The 17,794-nt window shown below is 61.6% G+C and carries 15 protein-coding genes; 7 read left to right on the forward strand and 8 right to left on the reverse strand.

Annotation, left to right across the window (positions count from 1 at the left end; all coding sequences use genetic code 11):
* Nucleotides 1–231 (reverse strand): VF530 family DNA-binding protein, encoded by a 231-nt coding sequence (locus KW062_RS23790; RefSeq protein WP_027619688.1) that lies wholly within the window; start codon nt 229–231, stop codon nt 1–3.
* Between the two features lie 278 nt (nt 232–509).
* Here KW062_RS23790 and KW062_RS23795 point away from each other — a divergent pair, with 278 nt between their 5' ends.
* The 7 genes from KW062_RS23795 to cmoB all read left to right on the forward strand — a co-directional run bounded on the left by KW062_RS23795 (nt 510) and on the right by cmoB (nt 10,092).
* Nucleotides 510–1,886, forward strand: a complete 1,377-nt coding sequence (locus tag KW062_RS23795) for a carbohydrate porin (RefSeq protein WP_105753927.1) — start codon at nt 510–512, stop codon at nt 1,884–1,886.
* Nucleotides 1,887–2,097: 211 nt separating this feature from the next.
* Nucleotides 2,098–4,509, forward strand: coding sequence for a glucose/quinate/shikimate family membrane-bound PQQ-dependent dehydrogenase (locus KW062_RS23800; protein ID WP_027619686.1), 2,412 nt, complete (start codon nt 2,098–2,100; stop codon nt 4,507–4,509).
* A 170-nt stretch (nt 4,510–4,679) separates the two neighbouring features.
* Complete coding sequence (gene lon / locus KW062_RS23805) at nt 4,680–7,100, forward strand: endopeptidase La (protein WP_027619685.1); 2,421 nt, start codon at nt 4,680–4,682, stop codon at nt 7,098–7,100.
* A 157-nt stretch (nt 7,101–7,257) separates the two neighbouring features.
* Nucleotides 7,258–7,650 carry a protease inhibitor I42 family protein gene (locus KW062_RS23810; RefSeq protein ID WP_105756111.1) on the forward strand — a complete coding sequence of 131 codons (393 nt, stop codon included), beginning with the start codon at nt 7,258–7,260 and terminating at the stop codon, nt 7,648–7,650.
* Nucleotides 7,650–8,303 (forward strand): lysoplasmalogenase, encoded by a 654-nt coding sequence (locus tag KW062_RS23815; protein ID WP_027619683.1) that lies wholly within the window; start codon nt 7,650–7,652, stop codon nt 8,301–8,303. Before KW062_RS23810 ends, KW062_RS23815 begins: the two co-directional genes overlap by 1 nt.
* 92 nt (nt 8,304–8,395) lie before the next feature.
* Nucleotides 8,396–9,139, forward strand: coding sequence for a carboxy-S-adenosyl-L-methionine synthase CmoA (gene cmoA / locus KW062_RS23820; RefSeq protein WP_027619682.1), 744 nt, complete (start codon nt 8,396–8,398; stop codon nt 9,137–9,139).
* Nucleotides 9,136–10,092, forward strand: a complete 957-nt coding sequence (cmoB, locus tag KW062_RS23825; RefSeq protein WP_105756110.1) for a tRNA 5-methoxyuridine(34)/uridine 5-oxyacetic acid(34) synthase CmoB — start codon at nt 9,136–9,138, stop codon at nt 10,090–10,092. The genes cmoA and cmoB overlap by 4 nt, the downstream gene beginning before the upstream one ends.
* Before the next feature lie 122 nt (nt 10,093–10,214).
* Here the strand turns inward: cmoB and tadA are convergent, their stop codons facing one another.
* The 7 genes from tadA to KW062_RS23860 all read right to left on the reverse strand — a co-directional run bounded on the left by tadA (nt 10,215) and on the right by KW062_RS23860 (nt 17,730).
* On the reverse strand, nt 10,215–10,712 hold the full coding sequence (gene tadA / locus KW062_RS23830) for a tRNA adenosine(34) deaminase TadA (protein WP_027619680.1): 498 nt from the start codon (nt 10,710–10,712) through the stop codon (nt 10,215–10,217).
* Nucleotides 10,712–12,088 carry a multicopper oxidase family protein gene (locus KW062_RS23835; protein ID WP_105755905.1) on the reverse strand — a complete coding sequence of 459 codons (1,377 nt, stop codon included), beginning with the start codon at nt 12,086–12,088 and terminating at the stop codon, nt 10,712–10,714. Before KW062_RS23835 ends, tadA begins: the two co-directional genes overlap by 1 nt.
* Before the next feature lie 151 nt (nt 12,089–12,239).
* Nucleotides 12,240–12,797 (reverse strand): hypothetical protein, encoded by a 558-nt coding sequence (locus KW062_RS23840; RefSeq protein ID WP_027619678.1) that lies wholly within the window; start codon nt 12,795–12,797, stop codon nt 12,240–12,242.
* A 188-nt stretch (nt 12,798–12,985) separates the two neighbouring features.
* A complete protein-coding gene (gene guaA, locus KW062_RS23845; RefSeq protein ID WP_027619677.1) occupies nt 12,986–14,563 on the reverse strand; it encodes a glutamine-hydrolyzing GMP synthase in 1,578 nt (525 codons plus the stop codon).
* A 97-nt stretch (nt 14,564–14,660) separates the two neighbouring features.
* A complete protein-coding gene (gene guaB, locus KW062_RS23850) occupies nt 14,661–16,130 on the reverse strand; it encodes an IMP dehydrogenase (RefSeq protein WP_027619676.1) in 1,470 nt (489 codons plus the stop codon).
* Between the two features lie 230 nt (nt 16,131–16,360).
* The gene (locus KW062_RS23855; protein ID WP_027619675.1) at nt 16,361–16,909 is read right to left on the reverse strand and encodes a hypothetical protein; all 549 of its coding nucleotides are present in this window, start codon (nt 16,907–16,909) and stop codon (nt 16,361–16,363) included.
* 53 nt (nt 16,910–16,962) lie between these two features.
* Entirely contained in the window at nt 16,963–17,730 is a 768-nt protein-coding gene (locus tag KW062_RS23860; RefSeq protein ID WP_027619674.1) for a sulfite exporter TauE/SafE family protein, read from the reverse strand.
* Between the last annotated feature and the right edge of the window lie 64 nt (nt 17,731–17,794).

A 17,794-nucleotide genomic window follows, 5' to 3' on the forward strand; every position in this document is an offset into this window, starting at 1 on the left:
TCAGACCGGCCGCTTGGTACGCATCAATTTGACGTAGAGCCGTTCGACTTTCTCGCGCGCCCAGGGAGTCTTGCGCAGGAAGGTCAGGCTCGACTTGATGCTCGGGTCGCTCTTGAAGCAACGGATGTCGATGCGTTCGGCCAGCCCCGACCATTCGTAGTGCTGCACCAGCGCGTTGAGGATCTGTTCCAGCGTCACGCCGTGCAGCGGGTCGGTATTGTGTTCGGTCATGCCGGGCCTTTGGACGAAGAATGAATGAAAGGCGCGCACCTTAGCCGAGCGACTCCACGGGTGGAAGGATTCTGTGCGCAATTCACTCAATGTAGGCCACCGCCGGACACTCCACGACTGTTACCGATTTCGAAAGTCAGCTTGTCGAGAAAAGCCCTTTCTCTATTTGTAACAGATCATTATCCTTCGCACCCTCAAGCTGAAACGCTTCCGCCAGACACTGCATGCCCTGCCCGCGCAGTTCATTCCATTAGAAAAAGACCCTGAAGTTCTTCTTTATGCCTTACTTGCAGATTTTCCGAGACAGCGCTGTCTCAGCAGCCCGCCGAAAGACCCTGAGCCTGATCGCCGGCACCACCGCGCTTGGCCTGGCGAGCGGTATCCAGGCGGCACCGGCCTTCGACAGCAACTCGCCCTGGATGCTCGGCGACTGGAACGGCACACGCAGTGAACTCGCCGCCAAGGGCTACGACTTCAAGCTCGACTACACCGGGGAAATGGGCAGCAACTTGCACGGTGGCTACGACCATGATCGCACTGCGCGCTACAGCGACCAGTTTGGCCTGGGCACTCACCTGGACCTGCAAAAGATCCTCGGCTGGGACGACGCCGAGTTTCAACTGACGATCACCAAGCGCAGCGGCAACAACATCAGTAACGACCGGATCAACGACCCGCGCGTCGGCGGTTTCACTTCGGCCCAGGAAGTCTGGGGCCGGGGCCAGACCACTCGCCTGACGCAGATGTGGTACCAGCAGAAGTTCCTCGACCAGAAGCTCGACATCAAGGCCGGTCGCTTCGGCCAGGGCGAAGACTTCAACAGCTTCCCCTGCGACTTCCAGAACCTGGCGTTCTGCGGCTCCCAGGTCGGCAACTGGGCTGGGTCCATCTGGTACAACTGGCCGGTCAGCCAGTGGGCGCTGCGGGTTAAATATCACCTGACGCCTGAGCTCTACGCGCAGATCGGCGCCTACGAACAGAACCCGTCCAACCTCGACAAGGACAACGGCTTCAAGCTCAGCGGCAGCGGCACCCAGGGCACCGTGGTGCCGGTGGAACTGGTGTGGACACCGACACTCAACGGCCTGCCGGGCGAATACCGCGCCGGTTACTACTACAGCAGCGCCAAGGCCAACGACGTGTACAAGGACAGCCACGGCCAGCCTGCAGCCCTCAGCGGCGACGCCTATCGCAGCGCTTCGAGCAAACACGGGGTGTGGCTGGGCGTCCAGCAACAGGTGACCAGCGTCGCCAGCGATAACTCGCGCGGTCTGAGCCTGTTTGCCAACGGCACGATGCACGACAAGAAGACCAACGCGATCGACAACTACGTGCAGGCCGGCCTGGTCTACAAAGGCCTGTTCGATGCCCGCGCCAAGGATGACATCGGCTTTGCCATGGCTCGCGTCCACGTCAACCCGGCCTATCGCAAGAATGCCGCAGCCAGCAACCAGGCCCGCGCGGTGTTCGATTACGACAACCCGGCCTACCTGCCACCGCAACACACCGAGTACAGCGCCGAACTCTATTACGGCGTGCACCTGACCAACTGGCTGACCGTGCGCCCGAACCTGCAGTACATCCGCCATCCCGGTGGCGTGAACGAGGTGGATGACGCGCTGATCGGCGGTATCAAGATCCAGTCGTCGTTCTGACCCGCGCTACAAACCCTGTAGGAGCGAGCCCGCTCGCGATGAACCCGAAAGCTACGCAGGGTGTCAGGCACCCAACGTCATCGTTTACGTCCATCGCGAGCAGGCTCGCTCCTACAGGGATCACCGCTTTTATCTGAACCACGCCCGCGCACGATCCTCATCTACAGTGAACTTGCGCAAGGCTACTTAAAACGTCACGGAGAATCGCACTATGAGCACTGAAGGTGCTTCAAGTCCAAGCCGCCTGATGCCGAGCCTGCTCGGCATCCTGCTGCTGCTAATGGGCCTGGCCTTGTTGGCCGGGGGGATCAAGCTGAGCATGCTTGGCGGCTCGTTGTACTACCTGCTGGCCGGTATCGGCCTGGCGCTGACCGGCATTCTGCTGCTGGCCGGCCGTCGCGCAGCCTTGGGCCTGTATGCACTGGTGCTGCTGGCCAGTACCGCCTGGTCGTTGTGGGAAGTCGGCCTGGACTGGTGGCAACTGGTGCCGCGGCTGTCGCTGTGGTTCGCCCTCGGCGTGGTCCTGCTGCTGCCGTGGTTCCGTCGTCCGTTGCTGCGCCAGGGCCCGGCACCACTGGGCACTGCCGCCTTGAGCGTGGCCGTGGTGATCGCCGGCGCCGCTGCCGTGGGCAGCCAGTTCACCCACCCGGGCGAAGTGCTCGGCGAACTGGGTCGCGACAGCACCGACATGACCAGCACCGCCCCGGCCATGCCGGATGGCGATTGGCAGGCCTATGGCCGCAGCGAGTTTGGCGACCGCTACTCGCCGCTCAAGCAGATCACCCCGGAAAACGTCGGTAAGCTGCAGGAAGCCTGGCGCATCCGCACCGGCGACCTGCCCACCGCGGGCGACCCGGTGGAGCTGACCAACGAAAACACCCCGCTCAAGGTCAACGGCATGCTGTATGCCTGCACCGCTCACAGCAAGGTGCTGGCGCTGGACCCGGACACCGGCAAGGAAATCTGGCGTTTCGACCCGCAGATCAAGAGCCCCGTGGGCTTCAAGGGCTTCGCCCACATGACCTGCCGTGGCGTTTCCTACTATGACGAAAACGCCTACGCCCAATCGGATGTCGCTTCCAACGCAGCGATTTCCGAGGCCGGCAAGGCCGTGGCCCAGGCCTGCCCACGCCGCCTGTACCTGCCCACCGCCGACGCGCGCCTGATCGCTCTCAATGCCGACACCGGCAAGGTTTGCGAAGGCTTCGGCAACCAGGGCGTGGTCGACCTGACCACCGGTATTGGCCCGTTCACCCCGGGCGGCTACTACGCCACCTCGCCAGCCGCGATCACCCGTGACCTGGTGATCATGGGCGGCCACGTGACCGACAACGAGTCGACCAACGAGCCGTCCGGCGTGATCCGCGCTTTCGACGTCCACGACGGTCACCTGGTGTGGAACTGGGACAGCAACAACCCGGACGCCACCGAGCCTCTGCCTGAAGGCGAACACTACAGCCGCAACTCGGCGAACATGTGGTCGCTGGCCAGCGTCGACGAAAAACTCGGCATGGTCTACCTGCCACTGGGCAACCAGACACCTGACCAATGGGGCGCCGATCGCACCCCGGGCGCCGAGAAATTCAGCGCTGGCCTGGTGGCCCTGGACCTGGCCACCGGCAAGGTGCGCTGGAACTACCAGTTCACCCACCACGACCTGTGGGACATGGACGTTGGCAGCCAGCCAACCCTGTTGGACATGAAAACCGCCGACGGCGTGAAACCGGCGCTGATCGCCCCGACCAAACAGGGCAGCCTGTATGTGCTCGACCGTCGTGACGGCACGCCGATCATCCCGATCCGCGAGATCCCTGTTCCACAGGGCGCTGTCAAAGGTGACCACACCGCACCGACCCAGGCCCGTTCGGACCTCAACCTGCTGGCTCCGGAACTCACCGAAAAAGCCATGTGGGGCGCCAGCCCGTTCGACCAGATGCTGTGCCGCATCCAGTTCAAGGAACTGCGCTACGAAGGCCAATACACCCCGCCGTCGGAACAGGGCAGCCTGATCTACCCGGGTAACGTCGGTGTGTTCAACTGGGGCGGCGTGTCGGTCGACCCGGTGCGCCAGATGCTGTTCACCAGCCCGAACTACATGGCCTTCGTCTCGAAAATGGTGCCACGCGCCCAAGTGGCGGCCGGCAGCAAGCGCGAGAGCGAAACCGCAGGGGTGCAACCGAACACCGGCGCGCCTTACGCGGTGATCATGCACCCGTTCATGTCGCCGTTCGGCGTACCGTGCCAGGCCCCCGCCTGGGGCTATGTGGCCGGGATCGACCTGACCACTGGCAAAGTGGCGTGGAAGCGCAAGAACGGCACCAGCCGCGACAGCTCGCCACTGCCTATCGGCCTACCGATCGGCGTGCCAAGCATGGGCGGCTCGATCGTCACTGCCGGCGGCGTCGGCTTCCTCAGCGGCACCCTGGACCAGTACCTGCGCGCCTATGACGTCAACACCGGCAAGGAACTGTGGAAAGCCCGCCTGCCAGCGGGCGGCCAGGCCACGCCTATGACCTACACCGGCAAGGACGGCAAGCAGTACGTGCTGCTGGTGGTCGGTGGTCACGGCTCCCTGGGTACCAAAATGGGCGACTACGTGATCGCCTACAAACTGCCGGAATAAGCTTTCCCGGCGGTATGAAAAAGGCGACTACCTCCCGGTAGTCGCCTTTTTTCTGCGCGAGCCAATCAGTCTCCAGGTAACAAAGCGCTTACCAAACAAACCGCGCCCACCATTGAAACCACCCGCCACCTGCCCCATCTAAGACCCATACCCCATTGCGCAGGTGCCCCATGAGCGACCAGCAAGCATTCCCCGAAGACCTCAGCGAATACGCCGATCCGCAGAACGCCGAACACCCCGCCCACTCTGGCAAAGGCCTGGCCTTGCCCGGGCAGAACCTGCCGGACAAGGTCTACATCATCCCGATTCACAACCGGCCGTTCTTCCCTGCGCAAGTGCTGCCGGTCATCGTCAATGAAGAGCCCTGGGCCGAAACCCTGGACCTCGTGGCCAAGTCCGAGCACCACTCCCTGGCGCTGTTCTACATGGACACCCCGCAGGAAGATCCCCGACACTTCGACACCAGCGCACTGCCGCTCTACGGCACCCTGGTCAAGGTCCACCACGCCAGCCGCGAGAACGGCAAACTGCAATTTGTCGCCCAGGGCCTGACCCGTGTCCGACTCAAGACCTGGCTCAAACACCACCGCCCACCGTACCTGGTGGAAGTTGAATACCCGCACCAGCCGAGCGAGCCGACCGATGAGGTCAAGGCCTACGGCATGGCGCTGATCAACGCGATCAAAGAGCTGCTGCCGCTCAACCCGCTGTACAGCGAAGAACTGAAGAATTACCTCAACCGCTTCAGCCCCAACGATCCCTCGCCGCTGACTGATTTCGCTGCCGCGTTGACTTCGGCCACCGGCAATGACCTGCAGGAAGTCCTCGACTGCGTGCCCATGCTCAAGCGCATGGAAAAAGTCCTGCCAATGCTGCGCAAGGAAGTCGAAGTCGCGCGCCTGCAGAAAGAAATCTCCGCCGAAGTGAACCGCAAGATCGGCGAACACCAGCGCGAATTTTTCCTCAAGGAACAACTCAAGGTCATCCAACAGGAACTGGGCCTGACCAAGGACGACCGCAGCGCCGATGTCGAGCAGTTTGAACAACGCCTGACCGGTAAAGTCCTGCCGCCGCAGGCACAAAAACGCATCGAAGAAGAACTCAATAAACTGTCGATCCTCGAAACCGGCTCGCCGGAATACGCCGTGACTCGCAACTACCTGGAGTGGGCGACCGCCGTGCCCTGGGGCATCTACGGCGAGGATAAGCTCGACCTCAAGCTCGCGCGCAAAGTGCTCGATAAACACCATGCGGGCCTCGATGACATCAAGGACCGCATTCTCGAATTCCTCGCCGTGGGCGCCTACAAGGGCGAGATCGCCGGTTCCATCGTGTTGCTGGTCGGCCCGCCGGGCGTGGGTAAGACCAGTATCGGCAAGTCCATCGCCGAATCCCTCGGGCGGCCGTTCTATCGCTTCAGCGTCGGCGGCATGCGCGATGAAGCCGAGATCAAGGGTCACCGCCGCACCTATATTGGCGCGCTGCCGGGCAAGCTGGTGCAGGCGTTGAAGGACGTCGAAGTGATGAACCCGGTGATCATGCTCGACGAGATCGACAAGATGGGCCAAAGCTTCCAGGGCGACCCGGCCTCGGCGCTGCTGGAAACCCTTGACCCGGAACAGAACGTCGAATTCCTCGACCACTACCTGGACCTGCGCCTGGACCTGTCGAAAGTGCTGTTCGTCTGCACCGCCAACACCCTCGACTCGATCCCCGGCCCGTTGCTCGACCGTATGGAAGTGATTCGCCTGTCGGGCTACATCACCGAAGAGAAAGTCGCGATCGCCAAGCGTCACCTGTGGCCCAAGCAGCTGGAAAAGGCCGGCGTGGCGAAAACCAGCCTGTCCATCAGCGACAGCGCGCTCAAGGCGCTGATCGACGGTTACGCCCGCGAAGCCGGCGTGCGTCAGCTGGAAAAACAACTGGGCAAACTGACGCGCAAAGCGGTGATCAAGTTGATGGATGATCCGCAGCAAGTGATCAAGATCGGCCCCAAGGACCTGGAAACCTCGCTGGGTATCCCGGTGTTCCGCAACGAGCAAGTGCTTTCAGGCACCGGGGTGATCACCGGCCTGGCCTGGACCAGCATGGGCGGCGCCACCCTGCCGATCGAAGCCACGCGCATCCACACCCTCAACCGCGGCTTCAAGCTCACCGGGCAGTTGGGTGAGGTGATGAAGGAATCGGCTGAGATCGCCTACAGCTACGTCAGTTCTCACCTCAAGCAGTTCGGTGGCGATGCCAAGTTCTTCGACGAAGCCTTCATCCACCTGCACGTGCCGGAAGGTGCCACGCCCAAGGACGGCCCGAGTGCCGGCGTGACCATGGCCAGCGCCCTGCTCTCGTTGGCGCGCAACCAGCCGCCGAAGAAAGGCGTGGCAATGACCGGCGAACTGACCCTGACCGGGCATGTACTGCCGATTGGCGGGGTGCGGGAAAAGGTAATTGCCGCGCGGCGGCAGAAGATTCATGAACTGATCCTGCCGGAACCCAACCGGGGCAGCTTCGAAGAACTGCCGGACTACCTCAAGGAAGGGATTACCGTGCACTTTGCCAAGCGCTTTGCGGATGTGGCGAAGGTGTTGTTCTGATCCTTCTGTAGCGCCTGTCCTGGCCTCTCGCGGGCAAGTCCGCGAGAGGCCAGGCCTGCCAATCCATTTCCCAGACATCCATGGCCCACTGTCACAATTTGTCTCATCTTCGGTTATGCTCGCCGTTCGTCGCGAAATTCCGGAGCGCCTGATTTTGATGTCCCCCACCCGCCTGTTATTGCCCCTGAGCCTTGCCCTGCTGGCAGCCTGTGCCTCGCAACCCAAGCAAAACCTGACGGTTGAGAAGCAGAGCCAGTGCCCGGTGCAACTGCACACCGGGCAAAACCTGATCCTGACCCTGCCGAGCAACCCGACCACGGGCTATCGCTGGGCAATTCAGGATTCAGCCGGTGGCGTGCTGCGGGCGATCAGCCCCGAGGTGTATACCAACCCGGAGAACAGCGGCCTGGTGGGCAGCGCCGGTGTTTCTACCTGGCGCTTTCAGGCGTTCAGCAGCGGTAACGGCCGCCTGCGCCTGACCTCGCAGCAGCCTTGGGCGCCGGAAGTGGATCCGGTCGAGACCTTCGACTGCGCGATCACGGTGAACTGATGGGCTGGTTGATTCTGGCGCTGATGGGGGCGGTCACCTTCCTCTACGGGGTAAGCGTGCACGCCGAGTTGCTGTGCCTGCTGGTCAAGCCGCTGCCGGTCCTGGCATTGCTTGGCTGGCTGCACGATGCACCGCCGAGCGAATACCGTCGCTGGATCAGCCTGGGACTGATCTTTTCCCTGCTCGGCGACGTGCTGCTGGCCTGGCCGGGCGATCTGTTCGTGTTCGGCCTCGGGGCGTTCCTGGTGGCGCACCTGGCGTATCTGAAAGCCTATTTGAGCGATTGCCGGCGTCCGGCGCTGCCAGCGCTGATCATTGCTCTGGTAGTCGGTGCCGTGCTGCTGGGTATCCTGATTGCCCACGGCCTCGGCCCGCTGCTAATCCCCGTGATTGTCTACGGCACCGCCATCAGCGCCATGCTCTGGCGCGCCCTGGCCCGCCTCGGCAGCGATGTGCCCAAGCGCTCCGCCTTGTTGGCTGCCGCGGGTGCCCTGGCCTTTGTGTTTTCCGACAGCGTGATCGGTATCGACCGCTTTGCCGTGCCGTTTTCGGCCGCGCCTTATGTGATCATCATCAGTTACTGGCTGGGGCAATGGGGCATCGCGGCGTCAGCCTTTTCCCAAAGCCATCGCCCGGAACGCGAGCAGCCATAGCACGGCCCGGCGCGGTTTATCAGACAAGCCGCGCATCCCCTCGCCAACTTGGCTAAAATGCCGGCCTTTTCCATATCACCGCTGGAACCGCCGTGAGCAAAGAACCCGATCGCCTTTTCGCCCAGCCTTTGGCCCAGGTGCCTGACTTCGCCTTTAACGAGGATGTGGTGCGGGTGTTCCCGGACATGATCAAGCGCTCGGTGCCGGGTTATCCGACCATTGTCGAGAACCTCGGCGTGCTCGCCGCGCAGTTTGCCCAGCCCAACAGCGTGCTGTACGACCTCGGTTCGTCCCTCGGCGCGGTGACCCAGGCCCTGCGCCGTCACGTGCGCACCGACGGCTGCCGGGTAATCGCGGTGGATAACTCGGCGGCCATGGTCGAGCGCTGCCGCGAGTACCTGAATGGTCAGGATTCGATGTTCCAGGAGTTGTTGCCAGTAGAGGTGATCGAAGGCGACATCCTCGCCCTGGACTTCCAGCCGGCCTCGGTGGTGGCGCTGAACTTCACCCTGCAATTCATCGCGCCGTCGCAGCGCACTGAATTGCTCGCGCGGATCCGCCAGTCGCTACTGCCCGGCGGCGCCCTGATCCTTTCGGAAAAACTGCGCTTTGAAGACCTGCAGGAGCACGAGTTGCTCACCGATCTGCACATCGCCTTCAAGCGCGCCAACGGTTACAGCGAACTGGAAATTGCCCAGAAGCGCAGCGCCATCGAAAACGTCATGAAGCCCGACAGCCTCGAAGAACACCGCGAACGCCTGCTGGCCGCCGGATTCTCGAAAGTCGTGCCGTGGTTCCAGTGTCTTAACTTTGCCTCGTTGATTGCCTTGCCATGATTGATCTGTCCCCCCTCGCCCGCCGTCTGGCCGGTACACCGCTGGCTGAATGGGCCAAGACCCTGCAAGCGCAACTCGACGTCAAGATGGAGAAAGGCCACGGCGACCTTGAGCGCTGGCAAAGCGCGCTGGATGCCCTGCCAAAGATCCAGCCCACTGAAGTCGATCTACTCAATGGCCTGAAGCTCGACACCGATTGCGACGCCGAAACCCGGGCACAGATGCGCACCGCACTGATGGGCCTGTCACCATGGCGCAAGGGCCCGTTCGACCTGTTCGGCGTGCATGTCGACACCGAATGGCGTTCGGACTGGAAATGGTCGCGGGTTGCGCCTCACCTGGATCTCAAAGGAAAGCGCATCCTCGACGTCGGCTGCGGCAACGGCTATTACATGTGGCGCATGCTCGGAGCCGGGGCCGACAGCGTGATCGGCGTCGACCCGAACTGGCTGTTTTTCTGCCAGTTCCAGGCGGTTCAGCGCTACCTGTCCGAACCCAACGCCTGGCACCTGCCCTTCCCCTTCGAAGACCTGCCGCCTAACCTGGAAGGCTTCGACACCGTATTCTCCATGGGTGTGTTCTATCACCGCCGCTCGCCGATCGAGCATCTGCTGGCGCTCAAGGACTGCCTGGTCAAGGGTGGCGAACTGGTGCTGGAAACTCTGGTAATCGAAGGCGACGAGCAACAGGTACTGGTGCCGGAAGATCGTTATGCGCAGATGCGTAACGTCTGGTTCCTGCCGTCGGTGCCGGCGCTGATGCTATGGCTGCGCCGTGCCGGGTTCAGCGATGTGCGCTGTGTGGATGTGAGTACTACGACGGTCGAGGAACAGCGTGGCACCGAGTGGATGAAGTATCAGTCGCTGAGGGATTTTCTCGACCCCGAGGACCACAGCAAGACCATCGAAGGCCTGCCGGCGCCGATGCGGGCGGTGATTGTCGCCAGAAAATAATGCAGAAACCTGTAGGAGCGAGCCTGCTCGCGATGGACTTGAAAGCGCCGCATTCATTCAGAAAGCCCGCGTTATCGTTGTCCACCATCGCGAGCAGGCTCGCTCCTACAGGGGGTCGGTGTTTAGTCTGATGGTTTGGCGCGCCGAGCCTTGAAGAACTCGCTCAACACCGTCCCGCACTCCTCGGCCAGCACCCCACCCTCATACAGCACCCGGTGATTCAAGAAACCCTGGCTGAAGAACTGTCCCTGGCTCTGCACAATCCCCGCCTTGGGCTCCAGCGCGCCGTACACCACCCGGGCAATCCGCGAATGGACGATCAGCCCGGCGCACATGCTGCAGGGTTCCAGCGTCACATACAGCGTGCTGCCGGGCAGACGATAGTTATTCAGAGCCTGGGCGGCGGCGCGAATCGCGACCATCTCGGCGTGGGCACTGGGGTCGCTGCCGCTGATCGGGCAATTAAAGCCGCGACCGATGATTTCGCCGTTCTGCACCAGCACCGCGCCCACTGGCACCTCACCGAGGGCCGCACCTTGCGCGGCCAGGGCGAGCGCCTCGCGCATGAAATGCTGGTCGCGGCTGCGGTCGATAATGGCCGCTGGACGAATCTGGCGCATCACTTCACCTCGATCGCGGCCATCAGGCCGGTTTCCATGTGGTCGATCACATGGCAGTGGAACATCCACACCCCCGGGTTATCGGCCACCAGCGCCACTTGCGCGCGCTCGTTCTTGCCCAGCAGGTAAGTGTCGGTGAAGTACGGAATCACCTTGTGCCGGTTCGAGGCGAACACCTTGAAACTCATGCCGTGCAGGTGAATCGGGTGTTGGTACTGGGTCATGTTCTTCAATTCGAAAATATAGCTCTGCCCCAGCTTGAGGCTGGCAATCGGCCGGTCGGCGCAGGTCTTGTCGGTGATGTCCCAGGCCTGGCCGTTGATCTGCCACAGGCTCGGCGGCTTGCCGTTCTCGACATTCACCGAGACCGAACCGACCCATTCGAAATTGAAGTTGAGTTTCTCGGCGTTGGCCATGTCCGGTTCGGCAATCGGATTGGCCGGTAGTGCTGGCGGCCACTCGGTCGGCGCGTCGCTGTTGGCCACCGAGCGCAAGGTGCCCAAGCGCACCGGGCCGTTACGCAGAGACAATTCCTCACCCGCCGCCGGCGCCTTGATCGCCAGGCAAATGCGCATGCCCGGACCCAGCCAGTAATCCTTGCCCAACGGCCGCGGCTCGACCGGGTTGCCGTCCAGCGCATAAATCTGCGCTTCGACGCCCGGGATGTTGATGCGATAGGTCAGGGTATTGTCGAGATTAAGCAGACGCACGCGAGTAATCTGCCCGGCAGGCAAGTCGATGACGGGCAATGGCACGCCGTTGATGGTCGACAGGCGCCCCGCCGTACCGCCGCGCGCCGCTTCCCGGGGGATGCTGAATTCGACGAAATTGCCCACGTCATCGATATGCCAGTTCTTCAGGCTCAGGGTCTTTTCGTACTTGAACCCAGTGGGCTCGCGCTCCTCGACAATCAACGGCCCGACCAGGCCGCGACCCAGCTCTTCGCTGCTGCTGACATGGGGGTGGTACCAGTAGCTGCCGGCATCCGGCACACGGAACTTGTAGTCAAAGTACTCACCCGGCAGCACCGGCAGTTGCGAGACATAAGGCACGCCGTCCATCTCCAGCGGCAAGCGGATGCCGTGCCAGTGAATGGTGGTCGCCACTGGCAGATGGTTGATGAAACGCACCCGCAGCCACTCCCCCTGACGCACCCGCAACTCGGTCCCAGGCGCCGAAGGGCCAAACGCCCAGGCCTCGGTCTTGTGCCCGGGCACCAGCTCGACGTCCAGCGGCGCGGCAATCAGCTCATAGTCATGGCCGGCATTGGCCTCGGCCACTTTGCCCAGCCAGTAACGCGACGCACCACCCGCCCCTACACCCACCACTGCCAGGCCAGCCAGGCCACCGAGAATTTGCCGACGGGTAAAGGACATGGACTCAACTACCTCACGTATCTACCGCAGGCCCAGGGCCCGCAAAAGGCGAATACGATACACCCGCAATTGTGAAAGAAACAGCAAAGCGCACGTGACTACGGGACGCAGGGTGGCCAGGTTGGCGGCTACCCATGAGCTCCCTGCGCGGTCAGTTTGCGGCGCTATCGACTTTTCGAACGCCAATGGTTTTGCGTTCACCGGTTGCGCTGACTTCGTACACGTTCATGACCCACGTGTCGGCGATCACGGTTTCAACCAGGTAATTCTTCTTAGCTTGCGGCGTGAATTGCTGCGCAGCAGGCTGCTCCTTGTCGAACGGCGTAGGCATGGGAATACCGTTCAAGGTAAACGATTTGGCCTTGACCTTCCCTTCCACGTAGACGGTTTTGTCAGCCTCGACCAGCTGACTGATGCTGTCCGTACCACCGGCCATTTTCTTCAGATAAGCCGGTATGCGCTTGAAGTAAGCGGAGTCATAAACCCGATCACCCGCGCTCTCAAATCCCGCATTGTCATAGCCGTACGTGTAACTGACAGGATGATCACCCTCGCCGCCTATGGTTCGGAAAGTCATGCTGGCTTGATGGTCATTCATGGCCAGTGGAACTACCGGCTCTGAAGTAAGATCACCCGCCTGGCGGCTGCTGCAGCCGGTCATGACAAGCGCGAAAGTGATTGCTAATGGAAAAGCCAAAGAGGTTTTCATTCGATCCCTGAACAAGCTAGAAGTAGGCCTGTGTAGAGCCACTTGCACAGCTAAAGTTCCTGGAAGTGCCCTTTCTGCCGATGCGCATAGCTGCCAGATTCTGCCACCCCCAAAAAGCCAAAAGCCCGCATTTACGCGGGCTTCAGGGTGTTTCTTGCTAGTGGGTGCCGGTCAGTACCGGACGTCCATCATTCCCACTCAATCGTCGCTGGCGGCTTGCTCGACACGTCGTAAGTAACGCGGGAGATACCTTCGATTTCATTGATGATGCGGCCGCTGACGGTTTCCAGCAGTTCGTAAGGCAGGTGTGCCCAACGTGCGGTCATGAAGTCGATGGTTTCCACGGCACGCAAGGCCACGACCCAGGCGTAACGACGGCCATCGCCAACCACGCCTACCGATTTCACCGGTTGGAACACCACGAACGCCTGGCTGACCTTGTGGTACCAGTCGGCCTTGCGCAGTTCTTCGATGAAGATGTGGTCGGCGCGACGCAGCAGGTCGGCGTATTCCTTCTTCACTTCACCGAGGATCCGCACGCCCAGGCCCGGGCCCGGGAACGGATGACGGTAGACCATGTCGTACGGCAGGCCCAGTTCCAGGCCCAGACGACGGACTTCGTCCTTGAACAGTTCGCGCAGTGGCTCGACCAGTTTCAGGTTCATTTCTTCCGGCAAGCCGCCCACGTTGTGGTGCGACTTGATCACGTGGGCCTTGCCGCTTTTCGCGCCAGCCGACTCGATCACGTCCGGGTAGATGGTGCCCTGGGCCAGGTACTTGATGTTGTCCAGCTTGCAGGATTCGGCATCGAACACGTCGATGAACGTGCGACCGATGATCTTGCGCTTCTTCTCCGGGTCGGCTTCGCCGGCCAGGTTACCGAGGAACTGCTCTTCGGCGTTGGCACGGATCACCTTGACGCCCATGTTCTCGGCGAACATGGCCATCACTTGCTCGCCTTCATGCAAGCGCAGCAGACCGTTGTCGACGAAGACGCAGGTCAGTTGGTCGCCAATCGCCTTGTGCAGCAGCGCGGCGACTACCGAGGAGTCGACGCCACCGGACAAGCCCAGCAGGACGTTGTCGGTGCCGACCTGGGCACGGATGTTGGCGATCGCGTCTTCGGCGATCTTCGACGGCGTCCACAGCGCTTCGCAGCCGCAGATGTCGAGGATGAAGCGCGACAGGATGCGCCCGCCCTGCTTGGTGTGGGTCACTTCCGGGTGGAACTGCACGCCGTAGTAGCCGCGCTCGTCGTTGAACATGCCGGCGATCGGGCAGCTCGGGGTGCTGGCCAGGATGTGGAAGTCTTCCGGCATCTTGGTGACCTTGTCACCGTGGCTCATCCATACGTCGAGGCCGAACAGGCCGTCGGCGTCGATGTGGTCTTCGATGCCGTCGAGCAGGCGGCTCTTGCCGACCACGTCTACGCGGGCATAACCGAACTCACGCAGCTCGGAACCTTCGACCTTGCCGCCCAGTTGCTCGGCCATGGTCTGCATGCCGTAGCAGATACCGAAGACCGGCACGCCCAGGTCAAACACCGCTTGCGGGCAGCGTGGGCTGTCGGCGACGTGCACAGACTCGGGGCCGCCGGCGAGGATGACGCCTTTGGGAGCGAACTCGCGAATCGCTGCATCGTCCATGTCGAACGGGTGCAGTTCGCAGTACACGCCGATCTCACGCACGCGGCGGGCGATCAGTTGGGTGTACTGGGAACCGAAGTCGAGGATCAGGATTCGGTGAGCGTGAATGTCGAGGGCCATGATTCAGTCTCGTCTAGATAATTCAGAAACAGTCGTGATTCAGAAACAACTCGGGGCTGAATCAAACAGCCCCGGTCGTTAACTTTTTACTGAAGGCTCAACCTACGCGGTAGTTTGGCGCTTCTTTGGTGATCTGCACGTCGTGGACATGAGACTCGGCCATGCCGGCGCCGGTGATGCGCACGAACTCAGGCCGGGTGCGCATTTCCTCGATGTTGGCGCTACCGGTGTAGCCCATGGAGGAACGCAGGCCACCCATCAGTTGATGGATGATGGCGCTCAGAGTGCCCTTGTACGGAACACGCCCTTCGATGCCTTCCGGGACCAGCTTCTCGGCGCCTGCCGAGGAGTCCTGGAAGTAACGGTCGGAGGAACCCTGGGCCTGGGACATGGCGCCCAGCGAACCCATGCCACGGTAAGCCTTGTACGAACGGCCCTGGAACAGTTCGATCTCGCCCGGCGCTTCTTCGGTACCGGCGAACATCGAGCCCATCATCACGCAGGAAGCACCCGCTACGATGGCCTTGGACAGGTCACCGGAGAAACGGATACCGCCGTCGGCGATCAACGGCACGCCAGTGCCTTCGAGGGCAGCGGCAACGTTGGCGATGGCGCTGATTTGCGGCACGCCAACACCGGCAACGATACGGGTGGTGCAGATCGAGCCAGGGCCGATACCGACCTTGACCGCATCCGCGCCCGCTTCGGCCAGGGCCTTGGCAGCAGCGCCGGTGGCAATGTTGCCGCCGATCACTTGCACTTCAGGGAAATTCTCTTTGACCCAACGCACGCGGTCGATCACGCCTTTGGAGTGACCGTGGGCGGTGTCGACCACCACCACGTCAACGCCGGCAGCCACCAGGGCAGCAACGCGGTCGCCGGTGTCTTTACCGGTACCGACGGCAGCACCCACGCGCAAACGGCCCTGGTCGTCCTTGCTGGCCAGCGGGTAGGCCTTGGCTTTTTCGATGTCGTTGACGGTCATCATGCCCTTGAGGGCGAATTTGTCGTCGACGATCAGCACGCGTTCGATGCGGTGCTTGTGCAGCAGCTCACGCACGTCGTTCTTGTCGGCGCCTTCCTTGACCGTGACCAGACGCTCTTTAGGCGTCATCACTTCACGGACAGTGGCTTCCATACGGTTTTCGAAACGCACGTCACGGGAGGTGACGATGCCGACCAGGTCGCCGTTGTGCAGCACCGGCACACCGGAGATGTTGTGCATGCGGGTCAGTTCGAACAGTTCACGCACGGTAGCGTCAGCCACGATGGTGATCGGGTCCTTGACCACGCCGGCTTCATAACGCTTGACCTTGCGCACTTCGGCAGCTTGCTGCTCGATAGTCATGTTCTTGTGGATGATGCCGATGCCACCTTCCTGAGCCATGGCAATGGCCAGACGGGCTTCGGTAACGGTGTCCATGGCGGCAGAAACCAGTGGAATATTCAGCTCGATGCCACGGGTAAGACGGGTTTTGAGACTGACTTCGTTAGGAAGCACCTCGGAATAACCGGGCACTAAAAGAATGTCGTCGAAGGTCAGAGCTTCTTGGCTGATACGCAGCATCGCGGGGGCTCCCGAGCGGGAAAATGGAAGCGCGCCATTATACTCAGACACCCCCGCCGGCTCAATGTAAAAGTCTGTCTATTATTGATGCGGTGATCGACGGGGTATCTAGCGCCAAATAATCTGTAGGAGCGAGCCTGCTCGCGATGGACTCAAGAACACCGTGGGGAACCAGGCTCCCCGCGTAATCGTTCACGTCCATCGCGAGCAGGCTCGCTCCTACAAGGTCATCAGAGTTCGACTTTCACCCAGCTCACCGGCAAATCCAGCCAGTCGGCGAACTCATCGATAAAGCTCTGCTTGAACCCGGCCTCGGCCCAGTTGTTGAAAATGAAGCCCAGATTGGAAAACCCGCACTCCTGAAGGAACAGGAAGCCATTGATGTCATCTTCATGGCCGCACTCGGGGCAGGTGAAGTTATCGGTGCGCCCCGGCATCCAGTCTTCCAGGCTCTCGAACAGCGCTTCACCGACTTCCTGGCGGCATTCGGCACAGCCGGCTTCTTCGAGAAAGCCCTTGGCCGGGGTATAGATGCAGCGCTTGGTGATGATTTCCAGGCCATTGATCGGCTCGCCGAACGGCAACGCCTTCGGATGCAGCACCACCTCGCGGGCGCCGGGGGCGATGGCGTGGGCCATGCGGTTGCCGGTCCGGCCACAGGTGCTCAACGGCTCTTCAATGATGTTCTTGCGCACCAGCCAACGCACAATCGCCCGCGCCCTGGGCTCGTGCACCGGCAGGGTGGATATTTTCGGGACGAGGATACTTTGTGAGTTCATGCTGGGGGTCCTGCTGTATGAAGGCCGGCAGCTTAATCCCTGACAAAATCAGGTCAAGTACTCAAATAGCGACCAATCAACGCCAGCCCACTGGCCAGCACCAACCAGGTCACCAATCGCACAAACGCCTCGCGGGACAACTTCATGGCCAGGCGCCGGCCGATCCACAGCCCCAGGCCCATGGCCGGCAACAGGCACGCCGCCAGCATCAACAAGGGTAGCTCGGCATAGACCCCGGCGACCAGGAACAGGCTCAGGCGCACCAGGGTGCTGCAACTGATCAACGCGCTTTGGGTGGCGCGGGCCGCCTCCTTGGGCAGGCGACTGTTGAGATAGATCGCATATAAAAAGCCGCCGCTGCCAAACAGCGCGCCGAACAAACCGCCGATCGTGCCCATGGGAATTGCCCAGCCGGCGGATAATTGCGCGGGACGCACCTTCACCCACAGGCTGTAGACCGCATAGAGACTGATAAACAACCCCATTAATAGCAGCAACAGATCGGACTTCAGGTTCAGCAGGAAGATCACCCCCAGGGTGCAGCCAACCGCCATGCACGGCAGCAAGCGCAACAGTTCGGACTTGGCCACATCTCGCCGCGAGGGCAGCAGGTTGCCGAACGCAGCGACAAAATCCAGCAGCACCAGTAATGGCACGATTTTCGACAGGGGCATGAACAGGATCAGGATCGGCCCAGCCACCAGCGCCGTACCGAAGCCGGCAATGCCAAACACGATGTAGGCGAGACTGATGCCCAGCCCGACCAACAACCAATCCGTGGCCCCCAGCGGCCATTGCTGCAACAACTCGAGCACATTCATCGACAGGCGTTCCTTGAGTAATGTTGATGACTTTAGCCAGCACGGAGCATTGCGACTAATATCG

The organism is Pseudomonas fluorescens (assembly GCF_019212185.1).
Lineage (GTDB): Bacteria > Pseudomonadota > Gammaproteobacteria > Pseudomonadales > Pseudomonadaceae > Aquipseudomonas.

Coding starts and splice junctions, on each gene's coding strand:
- guaB (WP_027619676.1), bottom strand. CDS start 16,130: ATGCTGCGTATCAGCCAAGAAGCTCTGACCTTCGACGACATTCTTTTA.
- lon (WP_027619685.1), top strand. CDS start 4,680: ATGAGCGACCAGCAAGCATTCCCCGAAGACCTCAGCGAATACGCCGAT.
- KW062_RS23795 (WP_105753927.1), top strand. CDS start 510: ATGCCTTACTTGCAGATTTTCCGAGACAGCGCTGTCTCAGCAGCCCGC.
- KW062_RS23810 (WP_105756111.1), top strand. CDS start 7,258: ATGTCCCCCACCCGCCTGTTATTGCCCCTGAGCCTTGCCCTGCTGGCA.
- KW062_RS23815 (WP_027619683.1), top strand. CDS start 7,650: ATGGGCTGGTTGATTCTGGCGCTGATGGGGGCGGTCACCTTCCTCTAC.
- KW062_RS23860 (WP_027619674.1), bottom strand. CDS start 17,730: ATGAATGTGCTCGAGTTGTTGCAGCAATGGCCGCTGGGGGCCACGGAT.
- KW062_RS23790 (WP_027619688.1), bottom strand. CDS start 231: ATGACCGAACACAATACCGACCCGCTGCACGGCGTGACGCTGGAACAG.
- KW062_RS23855 (WP_027619675.1), bottom strand. CDS start 16,909: ATGAACTCACAAAGTATCCTCGTCCCGAAAATATCCACCCTGCCGGTG.
- tadA (WP_027619680.1), bottom strand. CDS start 10,712: ATGCGCCAGATTCGTCCAGCGGCCATTATCGACCGCAGCCGCGACCAG.
- cmoB (WP_105756110.1), top strand. CDS start 9,136: ATGATTGATCTGTCCCCCCTCGCCCGCCGTCTGGCCGGTACACCGCTG.
- KW062_RS23840 (WP_027619678.1), bottom strand. CDS start 12,797: ATGAAAACCTCTTTGGCTTTTCCATTAGCAATCACTTTCGCGCTTGTC.
- KW062_RS23800 (WP_027619686.1), top strand. CDS start 2,098: ATGAGCACTGAAGGTGCTTCAAGTCCAAGCCGCCTGATGCCGAGCCTG.
- guaA (WP_027619677.1), bottom strand. CDS start 14,563: ATGGCCCTCGACATTCACGCTCACCGAATCCTGATCCTCGACTTCGGT.
- KW062_RS23835 (WP_105755905.1), bottom strand. CDS start 12,088: ATGTCCTTTACCCGTCGGCAAATTCTCGGTGGCCTGGCTGGCCTGGCA.